The organism is Pseudomonas sp. DCB_BI (assembly GCF_026240995.1).
GTDB lineage: Bacteria > Pseudomonadota > Gammaproteobacteria > Pseudomonadales > Pseudomonadaceae > Aquipseudomonas.
In genome coordinates this window covers 96415-112883 of sequence record NZ_JAPFCG010000011.1, presented here as the reverse complement: position 1 = coordinate 112883, position 16469 = coordinate 96415, and the positions used below count along the sequence as shown (strand labels likewise).

General features: G+C 61.0%; 21 protein-coding genes. 5 read left to right on the top strand and 16 right to left on the bottom strand.

Annotation, left to right across the window (positions count from 1 at the left end):
• The first annotated feature begins 171 nt into the window (after positions 1-171).
• Entirely contained in the window at positions 172-366 is a 195-nt protein-coding gene (locus OO258_RS13915; RefSeq protein WP_103469200.1) for a hypothetical protein, read from the top strand.
• A 124-nt stretch (positions 367-490) separates the two neighbouring features.
• The gene (locus OO258_RS13910) at positions 491-856 is read left to right on the top strand and encodes a histone-like nucleoid-structuring protein, MvaT/MvaU family (protein ID WP_103469199.1); all 366 of its coding nucleotides are present in this window, start codon (positions 491-493) and stop codon (positions 854-856) included.
• A gap of 87 nt (positions 857-943) precedes the next feature.
• Here OO258_RS13910 and OO258_RS13905 read toward each other — a convergent pair whose 3' ends face one another.
• The 3 genes from OO258_RS13905 to OO258_RS13895 form a co-directional block, all read right to left on the bottom strand.
• Positions 944-1882: an ArdC family protein gene (locus OO258_RS13905; RefSeq protein ID WP_103469198.1), complete on the bottom strand. Its 939-nt coding sequence runs from the start codon at positions 1880-1882 to the stop codon at positions 944-946.
• Between the two features lie 86 nt (positions 1883-1968).
• Positions 1969-2292 (bottom strand): hypothetical protein, encoded by a 324-nt coding sequence (locus OO258_RS13900; RefSeq protein WP_232099723.1) that lies wholly within the window; start codon positions 2290-2292, stop codon positions 1969-1971.
• A 298-nt stretch (positions 2293-2590) separates the two neighbouring features.
• Positions 2591-2956 (bottom strand): DUF3085 domain-containing protein, encoded by a 366-nt coding sequence (locus OO258_RS13895; RefSeq protein ID WP_019099029.1) that lies wholly within the window; start codon positions 2954-2956, stop codon positions 2591-2593.
• 465 nt (positions 2957-3421) lie between these two features.
• Here OO258_RS13895 and OO258_RS13890 point away from each other — a divergent pair, with 465 nt between their 5' ends.
• Complete coding sequence (locus tag OO258_RS13890; protein WP_103469197.1) at positions 3422-3778, top strand: GNAT family N-acetyltransferase; 357 nt, start codon at positions 3422-3424, stop codon at positions 3776-3778.
• 4 nt (positions 3779-3782) lie between these two features.
• Here OO258_RS13890 and OO258_RS13885 read toward each other — a convergent pair whose 3' ends face one another.
• The 4 genes from OO258_RS13885 to OO258_RS13870 are packed head-to-tail and all read right to left on the bottom strand — an operon-like array spanning position 3783 to position 7965.
• On the bottom strand, positions 3783-5321 hold the full coding sequence (locus OO258_RS13885; protein ID WP_103469196.1) for a conjugal transfer protein TraG N-terminal domain-containing protein: 1539 nt from the start codon (positions 5319-5321) through the stop codon (positions 3783-3785).
• A gap of 9 nt (positions 5322-5330) precedes the next feature.
• Positions 5331-5636 carry a hypothetical protein gene (locus OO258_RS13880; RefSeq protein ID WP_103469195.1) on the bottom strand — a complete coding sequence of 102 codons (306 nt, stop codon included), beginning with the start codon at positions 5634-5636 and terminating at the stop codon, positions 5331-5333.
• Complete coding sequence (locus OO258_RS13875) at positions 5633-6988, bottom strand: integrating conjugative element protein (protein WP_103469194.1); 1356 nt, start codon at positions 6986-6988, stop codon at positions 5633-5635. Before OO258_RS13875 ends, OO258_RS13880 begins: the two co-directional genes overlap by 4 nt.
• Positions 6988-7965 carry a TIGR03756 family integrating conjugative element protein gene (locus tag OO258_RS13870; protein WP_265978381.1) on the bottom strand — a complete coding sequence of 326 codons (978 nt, stop codon included), beginning with the start codon at positions 7963-7965 and terminating at the stop codon, positions 6988-6990. The genes OO258_RS13875 and OO258_RS13870 overlap by 1 nt, the downstream gene beginning before the upstream one ends.
• Between OO258_RS13870 and OO258_RS13865 the strand changes: the two genes are divergently transcribed.
• A complete protein-coding gene (locus tag OO258_RS13865; RefSeq protein WP_256127447.1) occupies positions 7964-8092 on the top strand; it encodes a hypothetical protein in 129 nt (42 codons plus the stop codon). The two genes, OO258_RS13870 and OO258_RS13865, sit on opposite strands and share 2 nt — an antisense overlap.
• Before the next feature lie 94 nt (positions 8093-8186).
• On the opposite strand, the gene OO258_RS13860 is transcribed toward OO258_RS13865, so the two are convergent.
• From OO258_RS13860 to OO258_RS13820, 9 genes are read right to left on the bottom strand one after another with little or no spacing between them, the layout of a single operon-like run.
• Complete coding sequence (locus OO258_RS13860) at positions 8187-10928, bottom strand: conjugative transfer ATPase (RefSeq protein ID WP_103469192.1); 2742 nt, start codon at positions 10926-10928, stop codon at positions 8187-8189.
• A complete protein-coding gene (locus OO258_RS13855) occupies positions 10928-11347 on the bottom strand; it encodes a TIGR03751 family conjugal transfer lipoprotein (protein WP_103469191.1) in 420 nt (139 codons plus the stop codon). Before OO258_RS13855 ends, OO258_RS13860 begins: the two co-directional genes overlap by 1 nt.
• Positions 11310-12818 (bottom strand): TIGR03752 family integrating conjugative element protein, encoded by a 1509-nt coding sequence (locus OO258_RS13850; RefSeq protein ID WP_103469190.1) that lies wholly within the window; start codon positions 12816-12818, stop codon positions 11310-11312. Before OO258_RS13850 ends, OO258_RS13855 begins: the two co-directional genes overlap by 38 nt.
• Positions 12808-13614, bottom strand: coding sequence for a TIGR03749 family integrating conjugative element protein (locus tag OO258_RS13845; protein WP_103469189.1), 807 nt, complete (start codon positions 13612-13614; stop codon positions 12808-12810). Before OO258_RS13845 ends, OO258_RS13850 begins: the two co-directional genes overlap by 11 nt.
• On the bottom strand, positions 13611-14252 hold the full coding sequence (locus tag OO258_RS13840) for a PFL_4703 family integrating conjugative element protein (protein ID WP_103469188.1): 642 nt from the start codon (positions 14250-14252) through the stop codon (positions 13611-13613). Before OO258_RS13840 ends, OO258_RS13845 begins: the two co-directional genes overlap by 4 nt.
• Positions 14249-14650 (bottom strand): TIGR03750 family conjugal transfer protein, encoded by a 402-nt coding sequence (locus OO258_RS13835; RefSeq protein WP_103469187.1) that lies wholly within the window; start codon positions 14648-14650, stop codon positions 14249-14251. The genes OO258_RS13840 and OO258_RS13835 overlap by 4 nt, the downstream gene beginning before the upstream one ends.
• A 7-nt stretch (positions 14651-14657) precedes the next feature.
• On the bottom strand, positions 14658-15035 hold the full coding sequence (locus OO258_RS13830; protein WP_103469186.1) for a TIGR03745 family integrating conjugative element membrane protein: 378 nt from the start codon (positions 15033-15035) through the stop codon (positions 14658-14660).
• A 15-nt stretch (positions 15036-15050) separates the two neighbouring features.
• On the bottom strand, positions 15051-15290 hold the full coding sequence (locus tag OO258_RS13825) for a TIGR03758 family integrating conjugative element protein (RefSeq protein WP_024717928.1): 240 nt from the start codon (positions 15288-15290) through the stop codon (positions 15051-15053).
• Positions 15277-15612, bottom strand: a complete 336-nt coding sequence (locus OO258_RS13820; RefSeq protein WP_103469185.1) for an RAQPRD family integrative conjugative element protein — start codon at positions 15610-15612, stop codon at positions 15277-15279. Before OO258_RS13820 ends, OO258_RS13825 begins: the two co-directional genes overlap by 14 nt.
• A gap of 347 nt (positions 15613-15959) precedes the next feature.
• Here OO258_RS13820 and OO258_RS13815 point away from each other — a divergent pair, with 347 nt between their 5' ends.
• A complete protein-coding gene (locus OO258_RS13815; RefSeq protein WP_265978386.1) occupies positions 15960-16469 on the top strand; it encodes a TIR domain-containing protein in 510 nt (169 codons plus the stop codon).

The window sequence follows — 16469 nt, the reverse complement described above, 5'->3', positions numbered from 1 at the left end:
CTTACCCTTGCGCCCCCTTCCATTGACACCATTACCCTTTACCGCCTTTGCCTTTTTCGCGAGTGCGATAATCCGAAGTGTGGCGCATCGGATTAGCCGGTCGATCGGCATAGCCGACCCTTTCGAGTGGGGGTAGACTGACCGGCATCATTTTTCTGAGCTGGGGCGCTGATGACGCTGAGTGATGCTGTATTGATCGTGTTGCTGGCGGACCGAATTCATGGCACAGATGCTGCCATTCGGTCTGCCGCCAAGCGCTGTGCGAAAAAGTTGCCGCGCAGCCAGCGCGACATCTTGTTCAAGATTGGCAGCAGCGGGGCGCCTCGCGAAGTGGTGGCGCATCTCTGTCAGAACTTGGCTGACTGATCTGTCACAGAGTTTTGCAATTAATGCGCATTAAATGACTCTTAGATTGGGAATTAATACTCGGATATTGAGTGTGTCTCAGTTATTATGCATTCACATGTCTCATACCTAGGAAAGATCTCTCATGTCCAAACTTGCTGAATTCAAAGCACTGGAAGCGCAGCTGGCCGCGCAACTTCAACAGCTGGATGCGATGAAAAACGATTCCGGCCTGAAGCAGGAGATCGAGTTTGAACAGAAGCTGAAAGCCTTGCTGGAAGAGTACGGCATGAGCCTGCGCCAGGTGATCACCATTCTGGACCCGTCCAAGGGCGTGAGCGTGGGTGCCGCAAGCGTGTCGAGCGGAGCTCAGCGCAAGCCGCGTGAAGTTAAGCGCTACAAGAACCCGCACAGTGGCGAGGTCGTGGAAACCAAGGGTGGCAATCACAAGATCCTCAAGCAGTGGAAGCAGGAACACGGCTCGGATACCGTTGAGAGCTGGCTGCAGTAATCGACTGCGCATTTGCAGCGGCCGATCCACGGCGCTGCAGGCAAAACAAAGGCCCCAAATCGGGGCCTTTTTGCTGGTTAAGGGAAATTACGCCGTGAGTCGCTGAGTCGCTTCTATGGCGTGGTCGGACTGCAGTGCCAATAGGTATTCCGAGGCCTCACGGGCTTGGCCACTGGCGCGGAAGATCGCGCGCTTGTCTTCCTTGAGGATCTTCAGCCAGGAGGCCAGGTACTCCTCGTGGCGCAATTCTCCCTGGGTGGCGGTCAGTGCGCAGAGAAACGCTGCGCCCATTTCCGCGACCAACTCCTCGAAGGCATAGGCTGCGGAGCCGAACGCGTGCCCGCCGGTGATGCCGTCGCGGTTCAGGCGCGATCGATGACCCGACCAGTGAGTCAGCTCATGCAGGGCCGTCGCGTAGTAGCTGCCGACGTCTTCGAACTGGGCCTTGGTGGGCAGCTGGATGCGATCGCGTAGCGGCTGATAGAACGCGCTATCTCCATAGCAATGCTCGATCTGCGCGCCGCTGGCTAGCAGCAGCTGCTCGGCCGGGGCATGGTCGATGAAGGCGGGCGGCTCGGTGAGCTCATCAAGGACTGGCTGCTCGTCAGGCATGCCTTCGGTCTGCTCGATGTTGAACAGGCAGTGCGTGCGCAAGAGGGCGAACTGCACCATTTTGATATTGCCCTGGTCATCGCGAACGACCTGGCCGTCTTCGTCGTGCGCCTCCTTGCTCATCGGTTTGTACAGCACCGCGAGGGTGGATTGCTCGCCCTTGCGCACATGGCCACCAGCTTTGCGTGCCTGGTTGAAGGTCAGCCAGCGATCCTGGGTGAAACCTCGCAGGCGCGCCTCGGCCCACAGCAGTGGAATGTTGATGCCGGCGTAGGGCCGTCGGGTGATGGCGTTGATGGGAAAAGGGGAGTCAGCACTTGAACCGGTGGTGGTCCAGGGTTTGATCCAGGGGATCACGCCTTGGCTCAAGGCGCTGACGATCTTGTTGGTGACATCCAGGTAGATATCGGACATGGCGTTCTCCGGGCGTGTAGGGGGAACGCTGCCCAGCCGGGAAGGGTTCCCGGTGGGGTAGTGAGGCAGTAGCGGTGTTGACAGGGTCAGAGGGCGGCGATATCGACTACGATTTCGCCGGGCAGCCTGATGAGCAGAAAAACCGGGCCGCAGTGTGGCGTGATGCGAGCCAGTTGAAGCTGCGGCAAGTGAGCAGATACCGAAGTGCCGTTGCGCCGCGAGTAGTCGAGTTGCAGCTCAATGGGGCAGTGTGAGGTACGCGGTACCGAGTTCAGTACTCTGTTGAGCAGGTCTGCCAAGCGCATGGCTGACTGTCCAATCGGTTCCTCGCCTGTGGCAGGTGCAATGAACTGCTGCCAGACACCTGGGCTCAGTACCACCGCATCGGAAAAGCGCTTCATCCTGGACATTGGGACCTCCGCGTAGCTGATCCCGCGACACCTCATGTGAGGTTCGTGCGTGGACTTGCTCAATCTGAACAAGGCATTGAGCAGGGGGCGTCCATCTATTAAACCGCGCTTGGACGTGAGGTCAATCTCCGATCTACACCTCATATGGAGGGCTCTATCCAGGGAGTTCCAGCGAAGACTTCCGTCCTTGGACTCCTGACAAACGGCGATCTTCAACCGACTGAAAAAGGATGCGAGAGGCGCCCAGAGAGGCCGGTTAAGGTGCCGCTCTGGGAACGCGTGGAGCTCGCTTCTGCGTTCAAGACTTGCCTGCGGGGTCAACCTCGGCGGCCAGGTACAGGTGGGTGGACGTGGCCTCCACCACCAGCGATCCTGCGGTACCGCGAAGGCTGGCGAGGACAGGATCATCAATGTCGAAGTACTCGGCAAAATCGTCGCCGCCGAATTCATCGCGGGCGCGATTCCACCAGGTGTCGAAGTCGTCGACGTTGGGGTTGCAGCCAGTGGCATAGGCCACGCGTTTGCGGCCACCGCCATCCGGCTTGCTTTCGCCAATCTCGGACATGAGGTAAACACCGTGGTCCTTGACCAGTATCAATCTGCAACCATTGATACCGGCCTCGGCCAGCACGGCGTGAAGTTCAGTGCCTGTGAAACGCAGCATGATGAGATCCTCCAGAGGGTGCGGAGGAACGCCATCCCGTGTGGGAGAGTTCCCAGCACTGGAATGGATGTGAGTAGGGTGCAACGAAAACGCAGGTTCAGTGAACCCGGGGGAGTAGAAAGCGTTCATCACCGGGGAACGGTGACCATGCGAGCTGCCGAACGCGTATCGCATTTTGGGGTAACCATCACATGTGTGACGTAGCCTCCAAGGTTATGGCTACCTGGGGTGCTGGAAAACCAGCGATTGCACACTTGATTTACCAAGCGAACCGGCACTGCGTCAACGGTGCTTTTCGGCGAAGGCAATGTTCCCTATCCATTGAGCGCCACCGGCGATAATCCGCGTTGTCTAAGTGATCAACGGTCATGGAATTCAGCGACAGAGGAGTAAGCTAAAGCTTGGATCCAAATTAGCGGTAGCGGCTGGACCGCGTGCGCGGTTATAGGTAAGGGAGGCAATCAAATGTCGACTCAAGCATCCTCGGCTTCTGGCAGCACCGGTATCGGCAAGCATCTTATTCGCGCTGCGGTTGGTGCTGGTCGAGTGGTGAACAGATTCGAATCCACGGTTTTGAACTCCCGCGTTTTGGCCGCCGTGCCGTTCAAATATCGCAAAATTGGCTTTCAGGTAGTTAAGTTGATCCTGATGCTCGTCGTTGCTTCAGTTGCGATATCTCTCGCGCTCGGGATGCTTGCTTTATGGACCATTGCCGCGCTGCCAATCAGTACTGAGAGAGAGCCCCGGATCCATGAAATGAGCCACCCTCGACATCATCTTAGATTCCCAGAAATGTACGACGATAACGGGGCCCCCAGGTGATTGGTTACTTGAGTCTGCGGGCACCGGACATGATCTGTGAAGATCCCTTTTCTGCTTGTACCTGAGCACCTTCTGATCCCCGGGTGAGGAGCGTTTGCATACCGCTGCCCACGTTGTATCCCGCCCAACTCATGACGCCGAGGAAAAACATCGGCAGCACTACGAACATTGCACCCATCACGTACTCGATCACCTGCGCGGTAACTGTCCCGTCCATGAGGCCTGCTGTCGGCAATGACAACAGCGCCTGGTCTGTGACCGATACCTGGTTGTACAGAGTTTCCAGCATGCTCGAGTCGATCCAGCGCGCGAGCTCCCACCAGAACGTCAGCATGTGCAGCGTGAACAGTGCGAACGTGATCGTCATGAGCGCCTTGAGCTGGTAAGTGCTGATCAGCAGCACCAGCGGCAGACTGATGATCGTGCCCATGATCAGAAAGGCCTGGACCATCGGCAATGCCGCGCGCAGCGCATTCATCGCCGGGAAATTACTAAATGAGCCGAGGGCCAGGCCGGTGTTGGTGGCCAGGTTGTTCAGCCCTTGCGTCAGCGAACCGCCACGGGCGCTGCTGCCGTAGTCCTGGAACACTTGCCCAGGCGCCATGCTCAAAGACTGCTGCCGTGGACTCACCAGCTCGCGTAAGGTGGCGTCTTCGACTTCTGTAGAAGTGTGCCCCGTCAGCCAGCCCCGCAGCTGCGAGAGCAGCGATGGATCAACCTCGGCCACCAAGCGATCGCGCAGTCCGATTGTGCCGTCGCTCCACCACTGTTTGCAGGTGGGGTAGCCGGCGCCGCTGTCGAGTTTGGGCAGGGAGGTGTCTCGGGTCTCGTCGTACGGCCAATCGGCCCTGGGCATTCGCGAGCGATCAATATCGTAGTAGCCCGGTGTGTTGAGCAGGTAGGTCGAGCCTATCCAGGACGCATCGTAGCTTTGCGACTCGTCCAGCTCGGGCCGATTGGTGAACAGCCGCGAGCGCGAAAAGCCGTAGCAGTCTCGGGTGAAGTCGGCGACTTCCTGCAGCAGTACCTGGTCGTTGATCCGCGAGCTGTCGATCTCCATGCGCATCGCCCGGATGTCGGGTGCGCAGGGAATCGACGCGGTCGCTGCGGCGGTAATGCCTTTGCTCATGGCATGCACGAGGAACCACCACACCGGCACGTTTGCTGACTTCTCGCCGATGGTATTGAAGGTCGTGCCCCAGGCCGTGTCGGCAGGCCTGGCCATGGACACCCCACAGCGCTGGCTCGCGGCATCGTCGAAAGTCACGGATGAAAGGCTCAACGGGAAGAACGGCATACAGCCGAACAGAATGACCACGTAGCTCATCCACAGCCGGTTCTCTACGCGAGGGATCGACAGCAGGCCCTTATTGCCCTCGTCGGCACCCTGTTGGCGAGCTGATAGCCATTCCTGGAGGATGATCGCACCGAAAGGGGCGGCGAACAGCCCGGTGTCCGCCAAGGTGTTCCAGATGCCGTTGTTGATGATCCAGGCCAGCAGCGACAGGTAGTACTCAAGGTAGCTGTTGGTGCTCATGTTCATGGCTGCACCTCACACGCGAGACAGCTCGACCAGGATGATCGAACTGAAGCCGATCAACCCCAGACGCTTTAGCCGTTGCTGGTCCACAGGCGTAGCTCGCATACGCAACGCTGCGGCCCAACCGGTGAATATCAGGGTGTACAGCAGGGCGCGCCACCACGCGAAGTAGGCGGCAGTTGCCCGCGTTGGTGCGAGCCCATCCAGTTGGGCAGCGGGCAGTTGTAGTGCCATCCAGGCAATCAGCAACATGATCAGCATGGTGCCGAGGATCAGCAGCACTTGGGCGATCATGGACCTCACAGAAATCGGCATCATGGCGTGCTCCTTTCCTGGTCAGCCCGACGCAGTCGGTCCGGCTCCGGATCGCGCTGATCAATACTGCGCGAGGCGTCGGCGCCGCCGGCGTGGCGATCAAGGACCAGGCTGGCGGTATTGGTGGCCAGCGACTGGCGTACCTGCAGCTCGGTTTGCAGCAGGCGGATCTCCCGTTCCAGGGTTTCGACGTTGCTGTTGAGGGCGGTGGTGGCGGGCTGCGCCGATGCCACGTTCGGTTCGTGGCTGCCGGCGAACAGCGTGCGCTGTAGCAGCATCGCCTTGTAGATCACGCTGGACAGCGCGGTCTCACTGGCCAGGCGCCGGGCCAGCAAGTTCTGGTCGGGGTCATCGCGCAGCCCCTCGATGACGCCGCGAGAGACCTGCAACAAGGGGCTGGAGACCTTGCTGAGGTTCTCTGGGGTAGGCTGGTCGGCACCCGAGACCATGTGCTGCAGGCCTTCCAGGTGTTTCGTGTAGGTTTCCTGGATCAGCGGCGACAGGCCCGTACCGGCGGTTACACGCAGCGTCTCGCAGTCATCGCAGGTTTCCACCTCGGTTTCACCGAGCACCCGTGTCGCCCATTCCGAGGCCTCCTCGGGGCTCGACCAGGCTTGGCAGATGGCGCCATTCTGGCAGCCCGAACCGACGGCCGAGGTGTCCTCGACGGATCGGTTGTGCAGCAGGTTGTAGCCGGCCTTTACCACATCCGAAGTCACCCGGATGGGTTGCTGTCCGTTACCTCCGGCTTTCTGCCCACCGACCCAGCTGACGCCGTTGTTGCCGTTGTTCGACTCGGTATCCTTTACCGCCATTACGGCATCGCCGCCGGACTGCTCAAGGTTGTGCTGCATCTCCTGGTTCTGGGCCAGCGCACCCCATCCGGCCTGGTCGACCTTGTCGGCCATTTTTGCCGCCATCGCTTGGCAGGTGAGCTTGGAACGATCGAAGTCGATGCGTCCCTGCAGCACGCCATTACTCAGCAGCTCATACAGCCCAGGGTTGGCGCGCTGGATGATCATCGCCGGCAGCGACATCACCGCTTGTGTGGCGTTCTGGATGACGTTGCCCATGATCTGCTGGAAGCCCTGGGTGGTACCATTGAGCTGGTTCTGCAGGGTGTTCGAGAGGTTCATGTTTCCGCACATCATGTTGGCCCGCCAGGACATGCCGACGCCGAGGCCGTTTGGACGGTAAAGCGAGGAGGGCGCTCCTGCCGCGGAGCCGCCGCCGATGGTGTACATCACGCGGTCATCCAGGACCTGGGCTTGGTCACCGAGGTGGTAGCCGTTCTCTGCGGCATGGCCTGCGGCAGACACAAGGAAGCACACCAACCCGAGCGCGAGGTTTTTCATCACTGGCCTCCATCAAAGTCGATGCTGAACAGAAACGTCTGACCCATACGCTGGCAGCAGCGGTAGGGCCGCCACAGCGACCAGGCATAGGCGCCGTCGTCGCTCTGGATCGTTGGGCTGGGGAAGATGGCGCAGGTGTTCTGGATCACCGGGGCCAGCAACTGCCAGCGGTGGTTGTTGACGTTGTTCTCCATCACCGGCTGCGGCGGCCAGTAGCCAGGAGCAGGCATCGGCTGCAGCGGTAGATAAACGTGCGGCTGGCCGGCGCGGGTGATGAAGTCGCTGGCGCGCTGGGCCATCACGGCAGCTGCCTTGAAATCATCGGGCTGCACCAGAAAACCGTGTCGCGGATACACGCTGCCCCACATGTCCCCGAGAGCCTGGTTGCCGATCTCGCGCATCCCCGGGACCAGTGCCTGTGGGTAGACGGACTCGGGGATCGCCTGGCGCCACGCCAACGGGTCGAGCGTGCTGAGGTAGTAGGGCGCAAACGGCACGGCTCCGCTTGGGCAGGCATATCCGAATGTATGCGCGAGAGCTGTGAGGGCTGCCCCGCCGGGATGGCCAATGCCGTCGACATTCTTGAACCTGGGCAGGTTATCGCGCTGCGGCGAAGGCGTGATCAGGTTGCCACCCCCTTGCGACGCCGGCGTCGGCATCGACAGCGCGGACATCTCGCTCCAGGGATTGGCGCCCGTGTCGGCATAGCTCGATATCACCAACTCGGGAATGAAGTGACGGATCTTCGGTGAGGTGCGCACCGTGCAGCCGAAGGGTGTGCATAGCAGCCAGTAGCAGATTCCGACGACTCGGTACTCCAGGCACTGCAGCGACCCGACGGAGGCGATGATGGTAGGCGTGGTCAATGCCAGGCACTGCTCGGCGGCGACCAGCAGAGCTGCCGCGGTGAAGGCTCGGCCACGGCGAGCCGTTCTGGGTTTAGGCGCTTTGCTTCGGGTGAAGGCGGTGACGTTCATGGGAAACGCTCGGCAGGTGGCAGCGGTGTGCATCCGTGCGCCAAGTTTCAGCATCCCGGATCCGGTGCTGGAGGAGGGCGGACAAACCGAGTCCGGGGTGATCGGTTTCGTCGGGCGCTCGATTTAGCGGCGCGAGATGAGCAAAATGGCGAAGGAGTACAAATGTGCTCTTTTCTAATTTTTACTAAGCAGAAGGGCTCGGATAGCCCTGACGGTGTCGTTCACGAGATGCCGCGCAGGCGATCAATCTCCGCCGCGACCTGCAGGGCGGCTTCCAGCTCGGACTGCTGGTGCTCTTCCATCAATCGCCAGCGCTGGGCTTTTTCCTCGGGCTCGGTCATGGCCAAGGCGAGGTATAGGCTCGGTGGTACCGCGCGGAACAGCGTCTCTAGGTTCTTCGACAGGACGACGCCCTCGGTGTACTTGCCCGAGGCCTTGCTTGCGGAGAGCAGCAGCGCTTTCTGCGCCGGCGTGAGTTTCTTGAAGCGGGCTATTTCCTCAATTTCCGCTGGCGGCATGTTTAAGCAGATCCACCATTCGATCATGTTGAGCATGGTCTGCGCCGCGTCGGGCAAGTCGGCCATGTTCTGCGTTGCCAGCCAGAACCAGGCACCGAGCTTGCGCCACATCTTCGTGCCCTTGACCACAAAAGGGGCCAGCAGCGGGTTTTTGGTGATGATGTGGCCTTCGTCGGTGACCATGATGATCGGTCGTCCCAGGTACTGATCGCGCTCGGCGATGTTGTTTACCGTGTTCATCAGGCTGATGTAGCTGATCGACATCTGCGCCTCGTAACCCTCACGGGCGTACGTGGCGAGGTCGACGATCGTCACGTCGCTCTCCGGCCAGGGTGTGCCGGGCCGGTCGAACAAGGCACCTTCGAAACCCTGGCAGAACAGGTCGATCGACTCGGCCATCTCCTGCGCTCGCTCGCGGCGTTTGTCGGGCAGATGGGTGTCGCTGGCGACCTTACGCAGGGCATCGCGGACATGGCGGGTCAGCACCTGCTGCTCAGTCGTCGCGCAATGTCGGGCGGCGTCGAGGATGCACTCGCGGATCAGACTGCGGTCTGCTCGGGTCAGGCGCGCCTCTTCCTTGGCTTCGCCGCCGGTGATCATCAGCCGCGCGGTAATCTCCAGCTCGCCCAACACATCGCGCTGCTCGTCACTGTCCGGCGCGGCCTCATCCAGATCTTCAGTCGACAGGCTGGCGACCTGGTCTGGATGTTCAATTAGGCGCCGGGCATGGGCGAACGGCGCCAGGCTCACATCGCTGCCCGGTTTGAGCTGAACCTTGTTGATGGACAGCCCGAGGGTGGCGAAATAGTCACCCTGTAGACCAAAGGAGTTGCCCGCCTCGACGATAAACAAACGTGGCCGGTACACGGCCATGACCTGCATGAGGATTGAGACCAAGGTGGCCGACTTGCCGGCGCCGGTCGGGCCGAACAACAGCAGGTGGCCATTCATCGAGCGGTCGAAGCGTGACAGCGGATCGAACGACAGCGGCGCACCGCCACGGTTGAAAAAGGTGATGCCCGGGTTGCCGGTACCGATGCAGCGACCCCAGAGCGGCAGCAGGTTGGCGACGTGCTGGGCAAACAGCAGTCGGGTGTACCAGTTACGTGTGTCCCGCGCCGGGTTGTAGGCCATCGGCAACCAGCGTAGGTAGCTGTTGCACGCGGCCACTTCATCGCCCTCGCGCACCGGCTGCAGGCCGGCACCTAGCAGCACGTTGGCAGCCTGGACCGAACGCTGGCGCAGCTGCTGTTCATTGGCGCCGCGCAAGTACAGCGCCAACGTGCCGCGGTACAGCTTGTGCTGGCGACCAATCAGCGCGCGGGCCTCTTCCACGTCCTGGCGTGTCTGGGTCGAGGCGAGGTTCTCGCCGATGGCTTTGCGCGCCAGACGATTGAGCTGCTCCTCGAGCACATCCTGGGGTGTGATCACCAAGGTCAGGCTCATCACCGCCTGCTCGGGCAACTGATCGAACAAGGCGTTCAACGCTTCGCCCTTGCGTGTTTCACCGGTCAGCTGGCCGATATGCGGTGGCCTGCGTAGCTTGTCGACCACCATCACGGCGTGGGGCTGTTGATCGAAGTACCACAGACCCTGCTCGCTATCGGAGCGCGGCTCTTGAAAGAACAGCCGCTCGGCGAAATCGTGGTCGAACGGCAGCGGCAGCTCCTCGCCGTCATCCCCTTCCGGATAAGGCACACGTCGATAGAACGCGGCAGGCGTTTCTTCGGTGAGGGCAGGGGCCGGGTTGAACCAGGGCAACAACCAGGCGTAGAAGTCGCGCCCGGTCAACCGTCGAGGGCTGACCCCGCAGGCCTGCAGCGAGGCCACCAAGCGGTCGCAGGTGCGGCTCAACAGCTGAACCGGGTTCTGCCCATCCTCGTCAGCCTGCTCCCCGAGCCAGCGATAGACCACCAGGCGAATACGCCGATTGCTGCCGCGCCACGGCAGGTGAGACACCACATGGTCGTCGAACAGCCCGCCCGGTTTGCCGACGGCGTCGAGGTGACGCTGCATCGACGCGAGGAAAGCCTCGGTGAACGGCGTACCTCGCGCGCGCGGCGCGATGTAGCGCTCCAGGCGTTCAAGGTACGGGGCAAAATCACTGTCGTCCTGGCAGAAGAACTGCACCACCCAAGGCGCCTGATCGAGCTCGTCGAAGCTGTCCTGCAGCGCATCTTCCAGGGCGTCGCGTGCCGCCATTAGCCACTCGGGCTCGCGGCCCTCGGTGCCGATTGGTTGCAGCTCGAACACGGCCCCCACGGAACGGTTGTCATCGAGCAAAAAGCACTGCTCATCTTCGAGGTATTCGACCCAGGGCAGGTGGTCGGCGAAGCTGGGGTTGTGCGCGTACTGGGCGGCCTCATCGGCCAGCGTGGCGCGCCGACGCTGCGCCTCGCGCCAAGGCCTCCAGCGTAGCGGGTCGCGACTCGCGTCATCGGCCATCACAGATCGTCCAGGCGCTCGCCGGGCAGCGCGTACTCGACCTTCTCGTACAACGGGAATACGGTCGAGTAGCCAGGCACCGGTGCCTGTTGGGTACCGGCCAGGTGCGGGTAGACGTACATGACCAGGTCTGGGTTAGGCAGACGCGGAAACTGGGCACGGATTTCGTTGGCCGCAGTGCGCGTATAGGCGCTCTGGTCGTTCATCAGGCGCTCGGGATCCAGCACCGGGCGACGCAGTTCGCCCCGCGCCTCCAGCAGCTGTTGCTGAGTACCGACCGAGCCACCGCCGTTCCAGATATCAAGCATGGTGTGATCGCCATGGGGCAGCATTTCCTCTTTGCTGGTGGAGCAACCGGCCAAGTGCAGGCCGAGCAGCAGGCTAATCCAGATCCAGTACCGAAACGGATGGGCTTTCATGGTTCACTCTCCGGCCTTTTGGTTCGTAATCGATGCTGATTTCGTGGTCCAGGTGCAGAGCCACCTTGGCCCCAGGGGGCACGTAGATGGCGGCGAAGGCTTCGCCGTAGAGCTTGTTGATCCACTCACGGATGTCGCCAATGCCACCGCTGATCACCGAGTTCAGCGCGCTGTTGCCGCTGTTCTGGCTCAAACCCAGGCTGCCGCTGGCCGAATTAATGAAGGAGGTGTTGGTTTGCTCGCTGCCCAAGGCCGCGGCGAAGCCGGCGCCGGCCGCAGTGATCAGACTCTGGCTGCCCAGGTACTGCTGGGCGTTGGAGCGGCGCTCACCGGAAATGCAGGGGATGCCGTAGGGGTCGGAAATGTAGCCCAGGCCGCCGCGGATCTTCTCGGTGTCAGAGGTCTGGGTGCTGCTGCGATTGCGGCTGACGACCTTCTGCGGCTGCGGCACCGTGCGAACGGTGCCGTCGCCGAAGACAAAGGTGATCGACTCGACCTGACCACGCACGCAGGACAGCGTCCAGTCACCCGCAGCGGTGCCGCTCATTACCGCGCCGACCACGTCCGGCAGGTCGATGCCGTTGGCAGTGAGGTTGTCTGGCCCCACCAGCACCTTGAACGGATAGGGATCGTTCACTGTGCCGTCCACCGGCACCCGGCCAATCAGCGCGGTCATGGCGATCGAGCCCATCAGCGTCGAATTCTCGGGGATGGTGTAGACGGGGCGGGCACCTTCGGTACGGTCCTGGGCGTTCTCCAGGTCACGTTCGCCTTTGGCGACGGCACGCAAGCGATCCTGGCCACGGTCGATGGCGTTGTCGTCCAGACCGTGCAGATCCTTGAACTTCGAGGTCAACGACGACAGCGGTCCCTCGGCTTTGCCGGTGTTCTCTTGGCCGGCGCGGGAATTCGATGGTTCGATCCACTGCACCGCATCTGCCGGTGCCTGAGGGCCTGCAAACTGCTGCTCGTCGCCTGGCTCAAGACCGAAGCCCGCAGGAACATCCGACTTTACGGCGGGCTTACCGGTGAGCTGATCCTTGAGCCTGGAGAGTAGCCCCTGGGTCTCGCGGTGCTGTTGCTCGGCCTTCTGCCGTGCATCGTTGGCCTGCTGGCGCTGTTCGGTAACCTGTTGGGTGACACTGCTCAGCGTGCTCTGGATGCGCGTATCGATATTGCCTTCGCGCGTGCGCAGCCGGTTGTTCTCGGTCTGCAGGGCATCGTTGCCTTTCTTCAACATCTGCATTTCGCTGCGCATCGCTTTTACCTGGCCGATCAGCGTGGCCACGGTGTCGCGTGGGGTGTCGCCGGCGATGCCCAAGGCTTTGGCCTGTTCCGCGCTGAGCGTGGCATTCTCCGGATCGTGAGTGGGCTGGCCATCCGGCGCGGTCACCCAGGACTTGATGATGATCAGCACGATGCCCAGCAGGACCGCAGGCACAAACCATTTCAGCAGGCCGTTAGCTTTCATGATCGGCAGCCTCCGGTTTTGGCGGGGGCAACAGCAGCGCGTGCTTCAGGTCGCCGCCGCGGGTGACGAGGTATGCCACGGTGGTGTCTTCAGGCGTACCGGTGAGACCTAGGTCCGCATGCTGGAAGGTTGCGGCGTACAGCGTGGCCTGTAGGTGACGCGGGTCCAGCGCGACCTTGCCAGGACCGCGGTTCACGATCTTTACCGCCGTCACCCAGTAGTCGCCCAGCCGCCAGGCCGCGAGTGCCTTGATCGAAACCCGCTCGGTGGGCAGCAACGAACTGAAAGCAACGGCGTCGCTTAGCGGCACCCGTCGCACACCGGGCAGTGGTGCCACGGTACGCAGGGGCGCATAGAGGTTCTGCGCCGCATAGCGGGTGAGCACCACAGGTACCGGCGTAGCTGCCGGTGCCGCCTCCTTCGCAGCTTCCACGCCCGGTACCGAAGCCTGGCCCACGATCCTGACCGGCTCCAGTGCCTCGCTGCCCTCGAGCGCCTCGATGTCGATCAGGATGATGTCACCTGACTTCACCGACTGCAGTTGCAGCCGGGTAGGGGGAAGGGTTTCAGCGGCGCGCAGATAGACCGTGCCGCCGACGGACTGCACGCGCAGCTTGCCAGCGATCGCACTGGGCAGCCCGACACGCACATCCTCATCCAGCATCAAGACCCGCTCCTGGCCCACCGTAAGCGGTACGGCCAGCGGCAGGCGGTCCCAGTATTTGACCTCGATCGCACCGACTGCAGAACACCAACCTGCGGCAACCGCCAGAATCATGATCAAGACACGCATCATCCCGCACCTCCAGGCAGCGTCAGTTTCTGCGGTGTGCCTTCGTAGCAGTCCAGGGCCAGGCCCCACTTGTTGTGCTCGGGGTCGACGTCGAAGCGCACCACACGCAGCGGGTAGCGCACGACGACGCGTTTCACCGGCTCGGCGGCGTAGTACTCGTCGGCATTGAGGTCGAGTTTGACCAGCCAGCTGTGCTTATCCAGCTGCTTCACGCGCAAGTCGGGATCGTCGCTGTAGCCGCGGCCCAGCACCTCGTACACCCCGCGCACCCGGCCGCGCAGTTCGCCGGCGGCCTTGCGGTACTCGAAGTCACCGTCGAAGAAGGTCTTGCACGCCGGTGTCAGGTAGGGCTGCAGAGCAAAGATGGCACGGTGGTAGTCGACCTCACCGTCGGTTGGCCAGCGGTTGAGTTGGCCGAAGATGTACAGAGCGAAGCCGTAGATGTTTTCCGGGGGTACATCCCACCACTTGCGCGTACTGCCGGAGCGCAGATCGGGCGGCACATGAATGGTCAGCTCGGAGGGTGCGGACTGCCAGCCGTACCACAGCCCGCAGCACAGCAGTGCCAGGATCGATACGGCCAGACGCAGGCTGAAGATATGCGCCTGCTGCGCGTCGACTTTGTTGCGGAAGCGGCTCATTCAACAGCCCTCACATGTCGACGTGTACGGCGGACGGTCCAGGGCCCCGAATGCAGGATCAGCTGATGAGTGCCGATGCCCCAGTGCACTGCCAAGTGCCACTGTAGACGCCGGTACAACCAGGTTTCCGGCCGGGCGCGCTTGGCTCGGCGCATCAGCTTGCCGCCGCCCAGCAACACCAAAGCCATGCAAATGAACATGCAGGTGGGGAGGGTAGCGATGGAGGCGGTGGCCACCGCCAGCGGCGCGCCGAGAATCACACCTAGCCCTGCGCCGACGATCAGCGCGACCCACATCTCGTCGTTGGTGAGCCCGCGAAGAACGGCCGGGTCATGGTTGAGGCGCTCCGGGAGGAAGGTCAGCGTTCCGTCAGGCAGAGTGGCTGGGGAGTCGGACATGATGACCTCACAGGATCGTCGCAGCTTTGGTGAGGAACCACAGGATCACCACCACTAGCAGCGCGCCGACGCCGACCACCGCGCCGAGATCCTTCCAAGTCTTACGCTGGTTCTGCACGTCGGCGTAGACGGTGAGCGAATGCCAAGCCACGCCGAGGAAGGCGAGAGTGGCTATCAACAGGCCGAGCAGAATGCCGCCGTCGTAGGCGTAGTTCTTGATGGTGTCGATCAGACCCGAACCTTCGCCGCGAGAGGGCGCTTCCATGGTCGGTAGGTCAGCCCAGGCCAGCGTCGAGCTCAGCAGCACTAGGCTACCGAACAGGACTTGCGGACAGGATTTCCGGAACAGAGCGAGCGGGCGATGGCAACGACGGTAGAGGTTCATAGCAAGGACTCCTGATTACGACAACATGAAAAACATCAGCACGATCAGGGCGAGGACCAGGCGCAGCGTGCTGCCACCGAGCGCACCGAAATTGAGGTTGCCGGCTGCCCACCCGCGGTAGCCGGTCCACAGGGCCCAGCTACACCAGAGCAATGCGAGCACGAGCACAGATGAGCGCCACAGCACCGAGCTGAGCTGCGGGGTGAACCCGGCAACGGCAGAGAACGCGTTTAATTGGGCGTCAGTCATGCTCATCGGAAGGACTCGAGTTAGCCGCTTCAGCCCGGTAGTCACCAGTGAACTCGACCAGATCGGCAGGCTGCGCGCGGGAGGGCGACAGGTAGTTGTGGATTCCTTGACGCATACGCTCGAGGTCCGCAGCGAACCTCGGATAATCGAAGCGATAACGGGGCCCTGCAGCATCGACAGATCTGCTGCTTGCGCTCTTGGCCAATAGCTCGATGGCGGTGATCTGCCGCTGCACCAAGCCCAGACTTGAGCGCTCGCGTACGTCTTGAGCCGCAGCAGAGAGCGTTACAAAACACGCAAGGAGCAATGTGTAGGGAATAGGAGTCATGATTAAATCCAGCCGGGTAACTGGCTTTTACCTTGAAGGCGCAGGCGGGTTATTGCATGACCAAAAGGGATTTTCGGTCATTCACATTCGAGGAGCAGGGGTGGATGCAGGGGGGGGGCGGTTTGCCCTTACGCAGGTTGACTACAGCAGCTAAAGCTCCAGGTATGTTGGGTTGCACATGAATCGGTGCTTGCGTTTGTCGGCTGCTCCGACTGTTCGAGTGACCTTGGTCGTTGTGTTCCTCCTCCAGTCACACTGGGTAATAGATTCGGTTTGGAAAGTAAAGCTTTCGTCAGAAAAGTATGATATTAAAATGCCTTTACGTTGCAGATTAACACGGAGGGTTTATGGCGTATCGAAATAAAACTTACGTCGCTTTCGCAAGCGAAGACATTAACTTGTATCGGCTCATGGAAGCATGGCGCGAGAATGATAAGATAGACTTCGATTTTTTTGATGCTCACGATCTATTCATTTCGAGGGATACAAGTCAGCGGGAAACGATTAAGCGAAATCTTCGCCAGCGTATGAAAAATGCAAAGCAGGTTGTCTTGATTGGCAGTCCAGATGCCAAGAGGAAAGGCGGGGATGGATATTCGTTTTTGGCTCACGAGTTTGAGCTAATTGTGGAGTTTGACTTGCCCGTTGTGGTGGCGAATAAAGGCGGCAGTCGCGAAATTCAACGAGCGTTAATACCGACTCCCCTGCTGAATGCGGACTACTATACAATGTCAGTTTCGCTGCAGCCAGCTATAATAAAGTTTGCGCTGGATGAGTATGTCCCAGCGTTCGCCCAGAAGGTGAGAAAAGGTCCGCATTATTATCCGGCGGATATTTATAAGAAGCTTGGTATCTAG